Here is a 16,722-nt window from a genome sequence, read left to right on the forward strand (position 1 = left end):
ATAAAACTTTTCCTGGAGGATTTGGTATGGTAGAATAGGGAGAGTATAAAAAATCACTAAAGGAATGGAAATGAGAAAAAAGGATTTCATTTATTTTGCCAGTACAGCTGTATTGCTAGCTGCGTCTGTTCAAGTTGCACATGCTGATGAAGTGGGAGTGAAAGAATCGGCAGTCACTGAAAGCGAAGCAGTAACGACACCAGCTAGCTCAGCACCAATTGTCGAGGAAAAGCAAGAAGTAGGGACTCGTCAATATGCGGCACCAGCCTCAGTAACAGAGCTTCCAGTCACTAGCTCAGAAGTTCCGAAAGTGGAAGAGCCACAGGTAGAAACAAAGCCTATTTCAGCAGGACAATCTGCGCCATCTTCTGAGTCAACTGCGAAACCAGTAACAGGAACCACTACTTTCTATAGCGCTAGTTCCAAGGCCCCATCTGGGCGTACAGCTAGTACTCTAAGTCGTCCTCAAGGGGATTTAAGTATAGAAAATAACAACGAAGTCACAGGAACCTTTGATGCAGTTGTTCGCAATGTAGTATCCCCAACTGGCTTAAAGGAAGTCTTGGTTCCATCTTGGAGTGTAGCAGATGGTCAGGATGATTTAATCTGGCATAAGGCTGTTCGTCAAGCTGATGGTTCCTACCGCGCAACGATCAAGGCAAGTGATCACAAGAACTCAGTTGGTCAGTACCAAGTCCATGTTCATTATCTTGATCAGGGAAATCGACGCCGTTATGTCACAGAAACTGTTGTAGATGTGCGTCAGTCTAAGCCGAGTGGAACGCTCTCGATTGAAAATAATAATTCAAGTACAGGAACCTTTGACGCAGTTGTTCGCAATGTAGTATCACCGACGGGTTTGAAGGAAGTTTTGATTCCATCATGGAGCGTAGTAGGAGGTCAGGATGATTTAATCTGGCATAAGGCAAGTCTTCAGTCAGATGGATCCTACCGAGCAACAATCAAGGCAAGTGAGCATAAGAACACATTAGGTCAGTACCAAGTACACGTTCATTACCTTGATCAAAATGATAGACGTCGTTATGTTACAGAGACCGTTGTAGAAGTACGTCAAACTAAGCCAAGCGGAACACTTTCGATTGAGAATAATAATTCAACTACAGGAACTTTTGACGCAGTTGTTCGCAATGTAGTATCACCGACGGGTTTGAAGGAAGTCTTGATTCCATCATGGAGTGTAGCAGGAGGTCAGGATGATTTAGTTTGGCATAAGGCCACTCGTCAATCAGATGGATCCTACCGAGCAACGATTAAGGCCAGTGATCATAAGAATACTTTAGGTCAGTACCAAGTACACGTTCATTATCTTGATCAAGACAATAGACGTCGTTATGTTACTGAGACCGTTGTAGAAGTTCGTCAATCTAAGCCGCAAGGGACGCTTTCGATTGAGAACAATAACTTAAGTACAGGAACATTTGACGCAGTAATTCGTAATGTTGTTGCACCAAAAGGTTTGAAAGAAGTTCTGGTACCAACCTGGTCGGATCCAAACGGACCTGATGATCTTATTTGGCACAAAGCTGTCCTTCAGAGTGATGGAAGTTACCGAGCTACCATCAAAGCCTCAGATCATAAACATGAGGATGGCAAATACAATGTCCATGTCTACTATGTGGACAATGACAACCAACGAAACTATATTACAAAAACTACAGCAGAAGTACGTCAAGCCCGTCGTTCTGGTACGATTGTAATCCAAAACAATAACAAGGATACGGGAACTTTTGACGTCATCATTAAAGATGTCTACAGCCCTAAAGGTGTGCGGGCAGTTCAAGTTCCAACTTGGTCTGATAAGGATGGTCAAGATGATATCCGTTGGTACGAAGCGACTCGTCAAGCGAATGGAGACTACAAGGCATCCGTCAAAGCGAGTGATCATAAGAACTCCACTGGTAAATACCATGTTCATCTTTACTACATCCAAAATGATGGCACACGAGTCGGTGTTGGTGGGATAACTACAGACGTTGAATTCCGTAATGCTAAGACCAAAACACAGACCTACATCAAGGATGTGAACTCGAATAACGGTACCTATACGGTAACAGTGGACCAAGCACCTCAGGGACGTCGGATTAAGAACATCCGTGTTGCAGCCTGGTCTCAAGCTCATCAAGAAAATCTCTACTGGTATACTACAGCACCTTCTGGTACCCATACAGAAGTGCAAGTCTCTGCAGCGAATCACCAGTACCAGAAAGGAAACTATACCACTCACGTCTATGTGGACTATGTGGATGGTGGCGTTGAAGGCTTTAACCTGGGTCAAACAGCTCTTTCACCTCGTGAGACAGTTGATCAAACAGCATACAATCCTCATGTTTCTAATGGTCAACGAGATCGTATTTTACGAGCTGCAGCAAGTCTTGTCGGTGTTCGTAGCGGAAGCACAGCCCATCATCAATTGGTCAAGGATTATAATAGCGTACATCCCCTACCAGTTGGCTATACTGTAAAAAATTCAGATGACTGGTGTGATGTATTTGTTACAACAGTTTTCCAACGCGAAGGCCTTAGTCATTTGATTGGTCGGGAGTGTGGCGTAGAGCGCCATATCCAAATTTTTAAACGTTTAGGTATTTGGAATGAGGATGGAGCTTCTACACCAAAAGCGGGTGATATTATTACCTTTAACTGGGATCAGAATCATCAATCAAATGATGGTTGGGCTGATCACATTGGGATTGTTGAATCCGTTCGCGATGGGATGATCTATACAATTGAAGGAAATTCAGGTCATGATGTCGGTACTGTAAAACGCAATGTTTACCGAATTGGACATGGCAATATCCGTGGCTTTGCAACACCGCGTTATTATTAAAAAGAAGGACAGTTCCTAGCAGGCTAGGGACTGTTTTTTGTGGTTTTTCTCTTGTCCCATTATTGGGGTACAGTGCCAGGTTCGGGTTTTGTTTACGATTAACTAATGTTATTTTAAAAACGTTAGCCATATATCGGAATTAATTTGACGATTCAAAGAAAAACATTCGGAAGTAGAACTAGTTTGAAGTTCTTTTTAAATTAATTGAACGCAAAAAACATTATTTTGAAAAAAATATCTATATTTTATTGAAATTGGTTTAGAAAAGTATTACAATTTAAAGTGTATAAAAGGTTTTATATGGAAAATAATTTGATACTCTCCATGAAGAACCAGTTGTACTGTGTGGGATGATTTAGCTAACCATGCGAAAGAAGAGAGGAGAATCATATGAAAAAGGAAAGACAAGTGAAGCAATTCATGTCAAAATTCCTGAATGCAGTAAGTCTATTCTTGCTGGTGTTTTCGATGTTTTCGACCCCGCTTGTCACTGTAGCAGAGACAAGTGAAGGGACGCCTAGTACCGAGGCTGTTCAGCCAGAGTCAGCAATAGAGGCACCGAGCAGTGCGACGGAAGATACGAGTACAGAAGCTGTCAGTTCGGAAGCTAGTGTGACTGAGACACCAGCTCCAGCAGGAGGCGTACGAGCAGCAGCGACTCGAGCTCCAAAGGAAGTAGATGATGTCATCACAAGCATCAAATATACCAACAATGAAGGTGGAGAGCTGAACTGGTCACTTGCACCATGGGCGACTTTTAAGATCAATGCGACTTTTGCCTTACCGAATAATAAAATTCATGCAGGAGATACAACAACAGTTTCTGTGCCATCTCAGTTGATTATCAACAGTACGGACTATGAACTGAAAGGGATAGACAAGGATGGTAATGAACAGATTGCCGCATATGCCCATGTGGATCCAACTTACAAAAAGTTGACCTTAACTTATACAGACTTTGCTGAAAAAAATTCAGATGTTGAGGGTCATTTCTTCTTCTATGTTCGGGTGGATCACCTGCTCGTTCCAAATGCAGAGAAAATTCCAATCAGTTTAACTGTGGGAAACAAGATTGTTCCAAATGACCCTCCTCAACCCCCAGTAGACTACATCGGGGTTGAAAAACCTGACACTTATACCCTTAACAAGGTTGGTTCTTATAACCGGGAAGCAACCACTCCAACCCTTAACTACACCATCGCCATCAACCGCAAACCTATAAATATTAAAAATGCGGTTTTAAGAGATACTCTTCAATTTACCAATGCCAAATATGACAAGAATTCTTTCATCGTTGAAAAAGGTCAGTGGGTATGGGAAAATGCTAACTGGGTGTTTAAAAATGCCGAAACAGCAGCTTATGAAATTTCTTTCCCAGATGACAAGTCTTTTGAGATAAAGATAGCCAATATAACTGACAAAGAAATGTACCGGATTCGTTATAATGTCATCTTAGGATACATCCCTCTTGATAATGAAAAGTTTGTCAACAATGCTACGTTAAACGGTGAAGATTCGATTGTGAAGAATGCAGAAGCACGGGTTCTGTGGCAAAAAGGTGGAGGAAATGCGGTCGGCTATGCTTATCATATCAAACTACACAAGCAGAACGAAGCAGGTGAGCCACTTCAAGGGGCTCAATTCAAGATTGTCCGCAATGCCAACAAACAAACCCTTACTCATACAGTGGATGGAAAAGAAACGGATATCTTCACTTCAGATGAAAATGGTGATTTGAATGTACCAGGCTTGCTCAAGGATGATTACACTGTTACAGAAGTGGCAGCTCCAAATGGTTATCAATTGCTCAAAGATCCGGTGACCATCTCAGAGACTGATTTTGCCCAAGATAATCCGAATTTCGATGTTACTAGTAAAATCTTGACAGTTGTGATTAGCAATAAGAAACAAAACAACCGTCAACTCAAGGTAACTAAGAAATGGAATGATAAGGAAAATCAATACAAGACTCGTCCAGCATCTGTGACTGTCAACCTCTTGAAAGACGGTGTCATTGTTGAAGGCAAGAGTCTGGTCTTGAGCGCGGACAATCAGTGGACAGGGGCCTTCACAGACCTAGATGAAACAGGCAATTATTCAGTCCAAGAAGTCGACGTAATCGGCTATGTCGCAACTGTTGAATCAGAAGCAAAAGACAGCGTCCGACTAGTTAATAGTCTTGAAACAACAGAAGTCTCTGGTAACAAGACCTGGAAGGATGATAACAACCGTGATGGAAAACGCCCAAGCCAGATCACTGTCAGCCTCCTTGCAGATGGAGAAAAAGTAGACAGCCTCAAAGTGAAAGCTGACAAGGATGGGAACTGGACGTACAGCTTCAAGGATCTTCCAAAATACAAGGATGGAAAAGAGATTGTCTATACGGTATCTGAGGAAGCTGTTGAAGGCTATACCAGTCAGCTAGAGGGAACCAACCTCACTAATACCTACACTCCAGCCATTGTTTCTATTGAAGGAAGTAAGACTTGGAAGGATGACAACAACCGTGACGGCCTTCGTCCAAGTCAAATCACTGTCAACCTTCTTGCAAATGGGAAAAAAGTGGATAGTGCTATTGTTAGCCCAGATGCAAGCGGTAATTGGACCTACCGTTTCCAAAACCTTCCAAAATACAAAGATGGTAAGGAAATCACCTACACAATTTCGGAAGAAAAAGTTCCGGGATATAGTAGCAAGGTAGAGGGGACCAACCTCATCAATAGCCATACACCGGCTACTGTTTCAGTTAAAGGAAGCAAGACTTGGAAGGACGCTGACAACCGTGATGGACTTCGTCCGAGTCAAATCACTGTTATCTTGAAAAAAGCCCTAGCTGGATCAGAAGCAGTAGAAGTCGCTCGTAAAGAGGTCACAGCAAAAGACAAGTGGGCTTATGAGTTTAAAGATCTTCCAAAATATGAGAATGGACAAGAAATTGTTTACTCTGTAGATGAAGAAGCTGTTCCAGGTTATGAAACCAGTGTAGAAGGAACCAACCTCACCAATACCCGTACTCCTGAACGGACTGCCATTCCATTCAGCAAGGTATGGCAAGACGATGGCAACCAAGACGGTCTTCGTCCAGAGTCTATCGTAGTGAACCTGTTGGCAAATGGTAAGAAGGTAGCTAGCCAGACCCTCACAGCTGAAACTGGCTGGGCAGGGATCTTTGAAAACCTTCCAAAATACGAGGCTGGAAAAGCCATTGTCTACACCCTTGAAGAAGCAAAAGTAGACAACTATACAGCTGACATCGATCAAACCAACTATGTCATTACCAATACTCACAAGCCAGGTGAAACTCACCTAACAGTGACGAAACGCTGGGATGATGAAAATAATAAAGCGGGCATCCGTCCGAAGAGCATCAAGGTTCAACTTTTTGCGGATGGTAAGAAAGCTGGCAACGAAATTGAGCTCAGTGAAGCCAATAAATGGACCTATACTTTCTCAAAACTTCCAGAGAAAGCAAATGGGAAAATCATTGTCTATACGGCTAGTGAAATGGTGGTTCCAGCGGGTTATGAAGGGACAAAAGTGCAAGAAGATCCAAGTAATGTGACCTTGATCAATAAGCACAAACCAACAGTGCCACCGTCAACACCACCGTCAACGCCACCATCAACGCCACCATCAACACCACCGTCAACACCACCGTCAACACCACCGTCAACACCAGAAAAACCTGGTCGCCCGGTTCAGAAGAAGTTCTTGCCAAGTACGGGTACGGTTGTTTCGGTTGTAAGTATTGTCTTAGCGGTTGCCTTAGGTGGACTTGCAGTCTATATTTTGAAGAAAAAGAAAAACTAGTACGAATATACTAATATTTCGACGAGTCTGAGACAAAACGAATTCTCAGCTAGTACGAGAGAGATTCACACTTGGTGTGAGTCTCTCTTTTCTACTATTTATCAAATGCCTTGATATGCTTGACAAATGCTAGAAAAGGGCTTAGTCTATTTTAAATTTTGACTAAATAGATTGATTCACTACTCATTTAAAGACTAAGGATTAAGAGGCTGGGACAAAAGTCCTAGCCTCTCAATTGTCTTTGGATTGTCGAGCAAGACGCAGTGGTTGAGTGGGCTCTACTACGCTGATTTTATCAGCTTTTACAGCCCTACTCAACTGTGCGGAGGTGGGACGACGAAATCGAATTCTAACGAATGACCGATTTCTGTCCCACTCTCAGATTTTCACCTATAAATATTGTTCATAAAGCTCCTGAAGCAATTGAAAGTTATAATAGCAAATCATATTGAAGTAAGGTGGAATTGTGAATAATTAGAGTGCACTACATTTATGTTTCAACTCTTGTGTGATTGTTTATACTGAAGTGGCTATTGGAAGTGGTAGCAGAAATGAATACTTGGATTATAATTATGAATAAGAAATAGCTATAAAACGAAGAGAAGTATATTGTTAGTATAGTTTTCTTTTTATTTTTCTTCCCTTTGTCTATTTTTATAGAGAGAAAAATAATACTCAGTATGTCAGGAGGACAGATTAGTTCTCAGTAATATTAGCATTTCTAGTTCTTATTACAGAGGTAAAAAATTCTTGACAAACTAAAAAATTAGCGTTATTATTAACTAGTTAATTAACTATTTAATAAACCGATTAAGAAAAAGAGAGGGGTTAGACATGTATGGGAGGAAACTAAGGGTCTTAGGAATTGGCTTCATCTGCCTTTTGTTGTTAGTGGCTTGTGGAAGCCAGAGAAGTTCGGGAGCTGGCTCAACTAAAAAGGGGCTCAAAATTGTGACGAGTTTTTATCCTGTCTATTCCTTGGTTAAGGAAATCTCAGGTGATCGAAACGAGGTCTGGATGGTTCAGTCAGGTGCGGGGATTCATGATTACGAACCTTCTGCCAAGGAGACAGCCCAGATCTATGATGCGGATGTCTTCATTTACCATTCTCAAACACTCGAATCTTGGGCCGGACGTCTAGATCCTAGCTTGCAAGACTCGAAACTGCGGGTCATCGAAGCCAGCAAAGGAATGGAATTGGATAAGGTTCCTGGATTAGAGGATATTGAGGATACGGAGGGGAAGGATACAAAAAACTTGTATGATCCTCATACTTGGATGGATCCACTGAAAATTGCCGAAGAAGGGAAGATCATCGCCCAAGAGTTGGGAAACATTGACCCAGAGAATAAAAGTTATTATGAGGCCAATGCCCAAAAGCTTGAAAAACGCTGTGAGGATTTGGTGGCCAAATACCAGCCTCTCTTTGAAAAAGTGACACAAAAAACCTTCGTGACCCAGCATACAGCCTTTTCTTATCTAGCCAAGCGCTTTGGCTTGAAACAATTAGGAATCGCAGGGATTTCACCTGAGCAGGAACCAACAGCCCGTCAATTAGCGGAGATTCAGCAGTTTGTCAAGGACTACCAAGTTCAGACCATCTTTGTTGAGAAGCATACCTCTTCCAAGGTGGCAGATAGCATTGCCAAGGCGACAGGGGCAAAAGTGAAGGTCTTGGATCCTCTCGAAGCAGATCCAGAAAATAACAAAGATTTCTTGGAGAACCTAGAAGAAAATATGGCTAGCCTAGCGAAAGAATTATAGGAGTAAGTAGAAGAATGAAGAAAAAAGGAACAATTGGATTAGTAGCAACCCTAGGGCTTGGTTTATGTGCCTATGCCTTAAGTCAGCAAGCACCAGTCAAGGAAGACAAAAAGAGTCAGAATCAGGTGCAGTATTTACAAGGAGACAAGAAAAAGTCAGCTAGCAGCTCAAACAAGCAAGAAGAAAGCATTGAATCCGTCAACTCGAAGGAAAAGACCCAGGCAGAGCAGATTGTGGTCAAGATTACTGACGAGGGCTTTGTGACTTCCCATGGAGATCATTTCCATTACTACAATGGCAAGGTCCCTTACGATGCGATATTTAGTGAGGAACTGATATTACGTGATCCCACTTACCAACTGCGGCAATCGGACATTGTCACACAGGTGCGAGATGGCTATATTATCAAGAAGGATGGAACCTACTACCTTTATCTAACCGATCCGCAACATACACTGAATGTTCGTTCGGTGGAGGAAATTGCCCAACAGAAAAAAGGAGAGCTGGTTTCAGCTTCGAAAGATAGTGTCCAAAAAGCTGGGCAAACTCGTGATTTTAGTCAGCCAAGTCAGGCTTTACGAGAAGGGAAAACAGTAGCTAGTCTAACAGCAGGAGTCAAGCCGAGCCAAGGTGGCTACCGGACAGATGACGGCTATGTCTTCCATCCTGGGGATGTAATTTCTGATACAGGAGATGGCTTTATCGTGCCTCATGGGGGACACTACCACTATATTCCGAAGAGTGCCTTATCAGCTGGAGAATTATATGCTGCTTTAGCGGTTCTAAATGGAGGAGGAAAAAATGAAGTAAATCCTATTGCTCCACCTTCTAGCCAGCTAGCTTCATCGGTTAATCCGAATCAGCCAATCTCCGACCCGGTCACTCCAACGATCACAGCTTCTGTGCCTCATCCAACAGCAACTAATAAGGGGAGGACCTTGCCGAGCCTTTTGGAAGAGTTGCAAAAAACTCCGCTTTCAGAGCGCCATGTTGAGTCGGATGGTTCTGTTTTTGATCCAAGTAAGATTACCAAATGGACAGATCAAGGGGTAATTTATCCTCATGGGGATCACTTCCATTTCATCCCTTATAGTCTCCTTTCGCCTTTAGAGCGGGAGTTGGCACGACAGTTCCAACTATCCCGTACACAAGGTGGAAGTATCGCAAAAGAAGAGAGTCCAACTCAACCTTCAAGCCCAGACACAAAACCAGTCGATCAGGACCACGACCATGAGAAGGAGGATCCTCATCACAAGCATGACCATGAGGACCATGAAGCCGATCATGATCATCATCATGAAGGTGAACAGGCCCATGAGCACGATCATGGATTCCATGCAGATCATGTCATCAGCAAGGATGACGAGGGATATATGGTCGCTCACGGAGACCATGCTCATTACTTCTACAAGAAGGATCTCTCTCCACAAGAGATCGCAGCTGCAGAGGCAGTGTTGGCTGGTAAGAAGGAAGAGGACAAGGGTCAACCACTGACAGATGATGTGGCGACCTATTCGCGCGATGCTTCGGATGAAGAAAAAATTCAGTACATTAGCCAGACTTACGGTGTCCCTCGAGAAGCTATCAAGATTTCCAATGGTTTCTTTGTCTTTAACAATCCAGACCAAGAATACGATCCAACCCATATCCACCCTTATGCAGTACGGAAGGAGCATGTTCGGATTCCGCTTGAAACAGGGAATCCTGAGCTAGACTTTATTAACGAGCTCTATGCAACAGCGCTTCGCTCCGGTATTTCGCCATATACGATGCAAATCGAGAATGGTCAGTTTGTCATTCCGCATGGAGACCATAACCACTATATCAAAGTGCGCTCTGCAGGCTTGGCGGACTACTTAGCTCACCGTCTACCAACCATCCAAGCAGCTTACCAGAAAGGTGACTTGGACCAGAAAGCTATAGAGGACAAGGTTAACCAACTCCTAGCAGAAAGCCGGACTTTGTATGCTTCAGACCCTCTGCAACAAAGACGGATTGAGTTGAACTTGGGTCAATTCTTAGAAACTGTTAAAAACTTCCCAAGCAATTCGACAGCAGGCTACTTGGCTAGTCTTGACCAAGTTGACAAGGAATATATCCACGCGACCCAGGAAGTCAAACCGAAAGAAGAAACGGCCTTGGACCGTCGCTACCAGGAATTGTTGGAGCAGGTTCGCTTGCTAGATACCGAAGCCTTCCAACTCAAGAAAGAAAGCCTGGTTTCTCAGTTGCAGGAAGCCTATACGGCCAAAGATAGCCAACGATTGGAGAAAGAAGGAAAATTGTTGCAGGCCATTCAAGAGATGCAAGATCGGACCGGTGTGACTTCGGTGGACTACCTCAAGTATTTCTACCAAAGTTTAAGTGATGCGCGCTTGACACCAGAATTGCGGGCGACAGCAGCAGACCTTGCTTTGAAGCTTTACCGGGCTCAGGCCTTTGAAGAAGCTTGGGACTCAAAAGCCCATTTCATGGAACTCTACCAAGCCAAGCAAGCCATTGACCAACTAGTGTCTCAGGAAAATGCTCCAACCTATCCAATTGAAAAAACAGTTCTGGATCAAAAGGGAGCAGATGCTCCGTCCTATAACTTAGCTGTTTACGACTTCCTCAAGGGGGTCTATGGGGACTTGGATGAAAAGACAGAGTCTCGTCAACGCTCTAATCTCCTGACAGCCCTTATCGATCAAATCTCCTCTCTTTTGCCACAAGTAGAAGAAAGCAAACGTCCTGCTTTTGAAGAACGTTTGGAACAGGTGCGTCAAGAGCCAGATGCTGATAAGGCTTTGACAACTGGGAAAACTCTTTTGCGTGAAGTTGGTGAAACGATTGAACAACAAAAGCAAAAGAAAACAGAAGAACCTCAACTGGGAGACGTAGCCCTCTATCAAGAGATTTATAACCAGTTGATCGCTCTCCACCAACAATTGGTCGAAAAAGGAGCCAGTGATGCTCAGTTTGAACGCTTAGAAGCCCTCTTTGATCAACTAGCTGATCCGAAGAGCGACAAGAAAGCCTTGTTACAGGCGATCCAAGCCCTTCGAGATGATTTGCTAGCGGCTCCATCGACAGCAGTGACAGTGGAAGCAGACAAAGCAGCCCCAGCCCCTCAAAGTCCTGCCACGAGCGATTCTAATCTGAATAAGGAAGAAACTTCAGATCCTGTTCAGACTCCATCTCCAGAGTCAGAAAACACAGAAGTTAGCCCAGCCGCAACTGAAGAAACGACGGACTAGGATCTATGTAGAAATAACAGAAAAGAGAGTGGGACAGAAATCGGTAATTCGTTAGAATTCGATTTCTGTCCCACTCTCTTTTAAATTATTCTGTAATGTAGTAGATTAGAACATCCAAACATCAGGAATTTGGCTCTATGGAGATGTCTGCTCTTTTAATCCTTTTTCAAAACTTGCAGAAGGAGCCTCAACTTGGATTTTTTCTAAGGTAAAGGGGTGGCTGAGTCGCAAGCGGTGGGCATGGAGCATGAGACGAGGAGCTCTTTCTGGGTTGTAGAGAGGGTCTCCCACAATCGGATGGCCATGGTGAGAGAGGTGGACGCGGATCTGGTGGGTGCGACCTGTCTGGAGCTGGCAGTTGACCAAGCTGGTGCGTTTGAAAGTCTTTAAGATGGTCACATGGGTTTCCGCATAGAGGCCCTTTCGAGGATCAACAATGCGTTTGCGTCGATCGTGGCGATCTCGTCCCAATTTGTCCTTATAAACCAGCTGCTTTTTGGGTAAGCTACCTAGGATTAAAGCCCAATAGTCTCGTTGGATTTTCTTGTCTTCTAGCAGTCGATTCAGGACGGGTAAAACAAAAGGATTCTTGGCAAAGACAAGAGCCCCACTGGTCTCCTTGTCCAAGCGATGAACCACATAACAGGTCTTTCCGACATAAGTAGAGACATGATTAAGAAGGGCGATTTCATCTGGTTGATTGGCGTGCGTTTTCATGCCTTCGGGTTTGTTTACGATGATGAGATGCTCATCTTCATAGAGGGTTTCGACCAGGCTAGCATCCCCTGCTAGGAGATCCTTTTCTTCATAATCTTCCGGATCAAAGGTGAGGGTGAGTTGGTCACCAGCCTGAAGCATCGATTGCCAATGGACAGTCTCCCCATTGACTTGGACATGTTTTTTGGTTCGCAAAAAATGACGAATCTTTCGTGGGATGAGAAAATAATCTTCAAGGGCCTCTTTGACCGTCATGGCGGGCAAGGCGCTTGGTATCGTTATCGTATAATGCATAGTGTTATTGTATCAGAAAGCAAGAGGAAAGAAAAGGCGAGAAGGAGAGAGAAGATAGGGGGGGACGAGACGCTGAAACCCGCCCTAGAGTAGACTATATAGCAACCTTAAAGAAAGCTAAAAGTATCCTTTCTTGCGAAGGTCTTTCTTGTCTAGACGTTAGGAAGGTGATAAAATAGGGACTATGAACAAATTAAAAGAATTAATGGAGGGAATGATTCGTCATTTCCAACGAGAAAAAAAACCAAGGAAGATCGCGGAAGAGGTTGAGTTATCAACGGACGGGGAGGAGCAAGCTCCGACCTATAGCCGCTCGGAAAAGTCACGGAGAAAATCTCACTCCCAACATCCGATCAGACGCTTTTGGCGCAAGTATCACTTGACCAAGATCTTCCTACTGATTGGCCTGACCTTTAGTCTCATTGTCGGAGGTTATCTTTTTTACATAGCCAAGACGACCAATGTAGCAGATCTGCAAAATGCCCTCAAGGCGACTACAATCATCTATGATAAAGATGGGAACCAAGCAGGGAGCCTAACGGGGCAAAAAGGGACCTACGTTGAGTTAGATGCCATTAGCGAAAACTTGCAAAATGCAGTTGTTGCGACGGAAGACCGGAGTTTCTACAAAAATAGTGGGATTAACTACGGTCGTTTCTTCCTGGCGATTTTGACTGCCGGTCGCTCTGGTGGGGGATCGACGATTACCCAACAGTTGGCCAAAAATGCCTATCTTTCTCAGGATCAGACGGTTGAGCGGAAGGCCAAGGAGTTCTTCCTAGCCCTCGAGATTAACAAAAAATATAGTAAGAAAGAAATCCTGACCATGTACCTCAATAATGCCTATTTTGGGAATGGGGTTTGGGGGATTGAAGATGCTTCTAAGAAGTATTTCGGTGTATCCGCTAGTGAGTTGACTTTGGATCAGTCAGCTGTCCTTGCCGGTATGCTCAAAGGGCCAGAAATTTATAATCCACTTTATTCTGTCGAGAATGCGACCAATCGTCGTAATACGGTCCTACAAAATATGGTCGCAGCTGGTTATATCGATCAAGCCACAGCAGATCAATCCGCCGCAGTCGACATTCATGGCCAACTGATTGATGCCTATGAAGGCAAGTCAGAAGATTATCGCTACCCGTCCTATTTTGATGCGGTTATCAATGAGGCTGTCAACGAATATGGTCTAACAGAAGAAGATATCATCAAGAATGGTTACCGGATCTACACAGAGATGGACCAGAATTACCAAGCAAGCATGCAGGTCATCTACGACAATGTAGATCTCTTCCCAGTTGCCGAAGATGGCACGCGGGCAGAATCTGGTAGTGTAGCCCTGGATCCTAAGACCGGAGGAGTGCGGGCGATCGTTGGACGCGTGGCTAGTGACCAGGATGTTGGCTTCAGAAGTTACAACTATGCGACTCAATCTGCGAGAAGTCCTGGTTCTACCATTAAACCTCTCGTCGTGTATAGTCCAGCTGTTGCCGACGGCTGGTCGACCAATAAAGAATTGGACAATACGACTAAGGTCTACGGTAGTTATACAGTCAATAACTACGGCGGCATTCAAGGTAGCCCGACTGTCCCTATGTACCAAGCCTTGGCAGAATCTCTTAATCTTCCAGCTGTCGCTACAGCCAATGAGTTAGGGCTCAATACTGTCTTTGATTATGGGACAAAATTTGGTCTCAATATGGACAAGGTGGACAGATCTCTCGGAGTTGCCCTCGGATCTGGTGTGACGACCAATCCGCTTCAGATGGCTCAGGCCTATGGAACCTTTGCCAACGATGGAGTGATGAACGATGCCCATCTCATTACGAAGATTGAAAATGCTAGCGGTCAGGTGGTGAAAAGTCACAGCCAGAAATCGAAACGAGTGCTCAGCAGTTCAGCCAATAAGAAGATGACCAATATGATGTTAGGAACCTTTACCAATGGAACGGGTGTCAATGCAGCACCATATGGTTATACCATGGCTGGTAAAACAGGAACGACTGAAACGGACTTCAACCCCGATCTTTCCGGAGACCAGTGGGTCATCGGCTACACGCCAGATGTGGTCATTAGTCAGTGGCTAGGCTTCCCTAAGACGGATGAAACCCACTATTTGACAGGGACCAGTGCAGAAACAGCCTCAGTGATCTTCCGAAATGTAGCCAATAGCGTCCTTCCTTATACAGAAGGAACTAGCTTTGACAATGAGAAAAATTCTTACCAGGAAAATGGCATTGCCCCTGTCGGTCAAGAAACAGAAACAGAGAGTCCAGAAGAGGACAAGGGCTTCTTTGATACGGTCAAAGAACGCGCTGCAGGTATCGTAGACGATGCCAAAAAAGCCATCGATGAAGCAGATATTCCTGGAAAAGCACAAAATGCCTGGGATACTTTCAAGGGTTGGTTTGGATTCTAAAAAATAGACCTTTAAAAGATGGTAAGATTTCTTGCCATCTTTTAGATTGTAGAGAAACTATATTTACATAAAATAACTGGGAGATCCTTCAATAAAAAAGATGATTTCTATTTTATGAAATTATTCAACTCAATCTCGAAACTTTCCGCCGTGAGAAAAGTGAGGCTGGGACAAAAGTCCTAGCCTCTCAATTGTCTTTGGATTGTCGAGCAAGACGCAGTGGTTGAGTGGGCTCTACTACGCTGATATCATCAGCTTTTACAGCCCTACTCAACTGTGCGGAGGTGGGACGACGAAATCGAATTCTAACGAATGACCGATTTCTGTCCCACTCTCACTCGGGAGTTTTGAAACCTTAGATTCAAAACTAATTGAACACGGGCTGCGGATTGTGTCAAAAAGATAAGTTCTCCTAGAATCTAAAAATTCTGAGTCGAACTTCCTATTTTGACTTAATCCGTGAACGCCCTTTGTATCTTGGTTAAGTCATGGAACTTCTATGAAGTTCGCTGACGTCCGTACTCACCTAAGGAAAGTTTCTGAAAAGATTTTGAATGGAAAGGATTTTTTAAATAATTTTCGTAGCTTAGATAGCTATCGATAGGGTGCTAAAAAAGCCTTCAGATGATGACCTGAAAGGCTTTTGTCTTTATGTTCATTACAAGTCTTTGTCAGAGACGCTGAAGGTATCTCCGTGCTCAAAATCACCGTATTGGTAACCACGTTTGAACCAGCGCATGCGTTGTTCAGAAGTCCCGTGGGTGAAGCTATCAGGGACGGAGTAGCCATAGGCTTGTTCTTGAAGGGTATCATCTCCCACGGCATGGGCAGCGTTGAGCGCTTCTTCGATATCTCCTGTCTCCATGAGGCCTTGTTCTTCAATGTAGCGAGCCCACATACCCGCATAGTAGTCAGCTTGAAGTTCCAAACGGACATTGAGGGCATTTTTTTCTGTCTCGCTTTTCCCTCGGATGGCTTTCTGGTAACTCTGAAGAGTCCCCAATTCGTTTTGGATGTGGTGGCCGACTTCGTGAGCGATGACATAAGCCATAGCAAAATCTCCGCTAGCCTTGTATTTGGTGGTCAACTCTTTGTAGAAGCTGATGTCCAAATAGATCTTTTGGTCTGTCGGACAGTAGAAGGGGCCGGCAGATGCTTGGCCTACACCACAGCCAGTTCGAGTTTGACCCGTATAGAAAACCAAGGTTGGCTTGTGATAGGTTCGGCCTTGGTTTTGGAAGGTTTGCCCCCAGAAATCCTCAGTAGTTCCAAGGACTTGACTGACGAATTTGCTATCTCCGTCACTCACCTGGGTATTGCTTTGGCGCGTGACTTGTCCTGAGTTATAGTTCTGCGTGTTTTGACCTGGGTCAAAGAGCCCGCTTAATCCAGCTCCGCCACTCAAAAAGATGAGGACCAGGATCAAGATTAGTTTACTCTTGAAGCTTCCAGGTGAGAGGAGGATTTGTAAAATACCACCCCCTAAATTCCCACCAGAGCGGCCAGATGAGTAGCTTCCGCCACTTTGCTCGCGACGGTCTTCAATGTTTTTACTTTCTTTCAGATGATCGCTTTTCATAATTTCTCCTTTATCTCCTATATTGTATCAAATCGTAGAGAAAAGCCAAACAAAATGC

The 16,722-nt window shown here is 44.1% G+C and carries 6 protein-coding genes and 2 pseudogenes; 6 read left to right on the top strand and 2 right to left on the bottom strand.

The window, feature by feature from the left end; translation table 11 throughout:
* Positions 1 to 70 precede the first annotated feature (70 nt).
* The 5 genes and pseudogenes from HMPREF9421_RS02565 to HMPREF9421_RS02580 form a co-directional block, all read left to right on the top strand.
* Positions 71 to 2,848: a GBS Bsp-like repeat-containing protein gene (locus HMPREF9421_RS02565; RefSeq protein WP_006597016.1), complete on the top strand. Its 2,778-nt coding sequence runs from the start codon at positions 71 to 73 to the stop codon at positions 2,846 to 2,848.
* 390 nt (positions 2,849 to 3,238) lie between these two features.
* Complete coding sequence (locus tag HMPREF9421_RS02570; RefSeq protein ID WP_006595427.1) at positions 3,239 to 6,658, top strand: Cna B-type domain-containing protein; 3,420 nt, start codon at positions 3,239 to 3,241, stop codon at positions 6,656 to 6,658.
* 834 nt (positions 6,659 to 7,492) lie between these two features.
* Positions 7,493 to 8,422, top strand: coding sequence for a metal ABC transporter solute-binding protein, Zn/Mn family (locus HMPREF9421_RS02575; RefSeq protein ID WP_006595428.1), 930 nt, complete (start codon positions 7,493 to 7,495; stop codon positions 8,420 to 8,422).
* 14 nt (positions 8,423 to 8,436) lie between these two features.
* A pseudogene (locus HMPREF9421_RS11150) lies at positions 8,437 to 9,213 on the top strand (pneumococcal-type histidine triad protein); the annotation flags it as partial.
* 144 nt (positions 9,214 to 9,357) lie between these two features.
* A pseudogene (locus HMPREF9421_RS02580) lies at positions 9,358 to 11,494 on the top strand (pneumococcal-type histidine triad protein); the annotation flags it as partial.
* Between the two features lie 299 nt (positions 11,495 to 11,793).
* Here HMPREF9421_RS02580 and HMPREF9421_RS02585 read toward each other — a convergent pair.
* Complete coding sequence (locus HMPREF9421_RS02585) at positions 11,794 to 12,669, bottom strand: RluA family pseudouridine synthase (protein ID WP_040802880.1); 876 nt, start codon at positions 12,667 to 12,669, stop codon at positions 11,794 to 11,796.
* A 184-nt stretch (positions 12,670 to 12,853) separates the two neighbouring features.
* Between HMPREF9421_RS02585 and pbp2a the strand changes: the two genes are divergently transcribed.
* Positions 12,854 to 15,085 carry a penicillin-binding protein PBP2A gene (pbp2a, locus tag HMPREF9421_RS02590; protein WP_006595431.1) on the top strand — a complete coding sequence of 744 codons (2,232 nt, stop codon included), beginning with the start codon at positions 12,854 to 12,856 and terminating at the stop codon, positions 15,083 to 15,085.
* A gap of 658 nt (positions 15,086 to 15,743) precedes the next feature.
* On the opposite strand, the gene ypfJ is transcribed toward pbp2a, so the two are convergent.
* Positions 15,744 to 16,664: a KPN_02809 family neutral zinc metallopeptidase gene (gene ypfJ, locus HMPREF9421_RS02595; RefSeq protein ID WP_006595432.1), complete on the bottom strand. Its 921-nt coding sequence runs from the start codon at positions 16,662 to 16,664 to the stop codon at positions 15,744 to 15,746.
* Between the last annotated feature and the right edge of the window lie 58 nt (positions 16,665 to 16,722).

This window comes from Streptococcus australis ATCC 700641 (assembly GCF_000186465.1).
Lineage (GTDB): Bacteria > Bacillota > Bacilli > Lactobacillales > Streptococcaceae > Streptococcus > Streptococcus australis.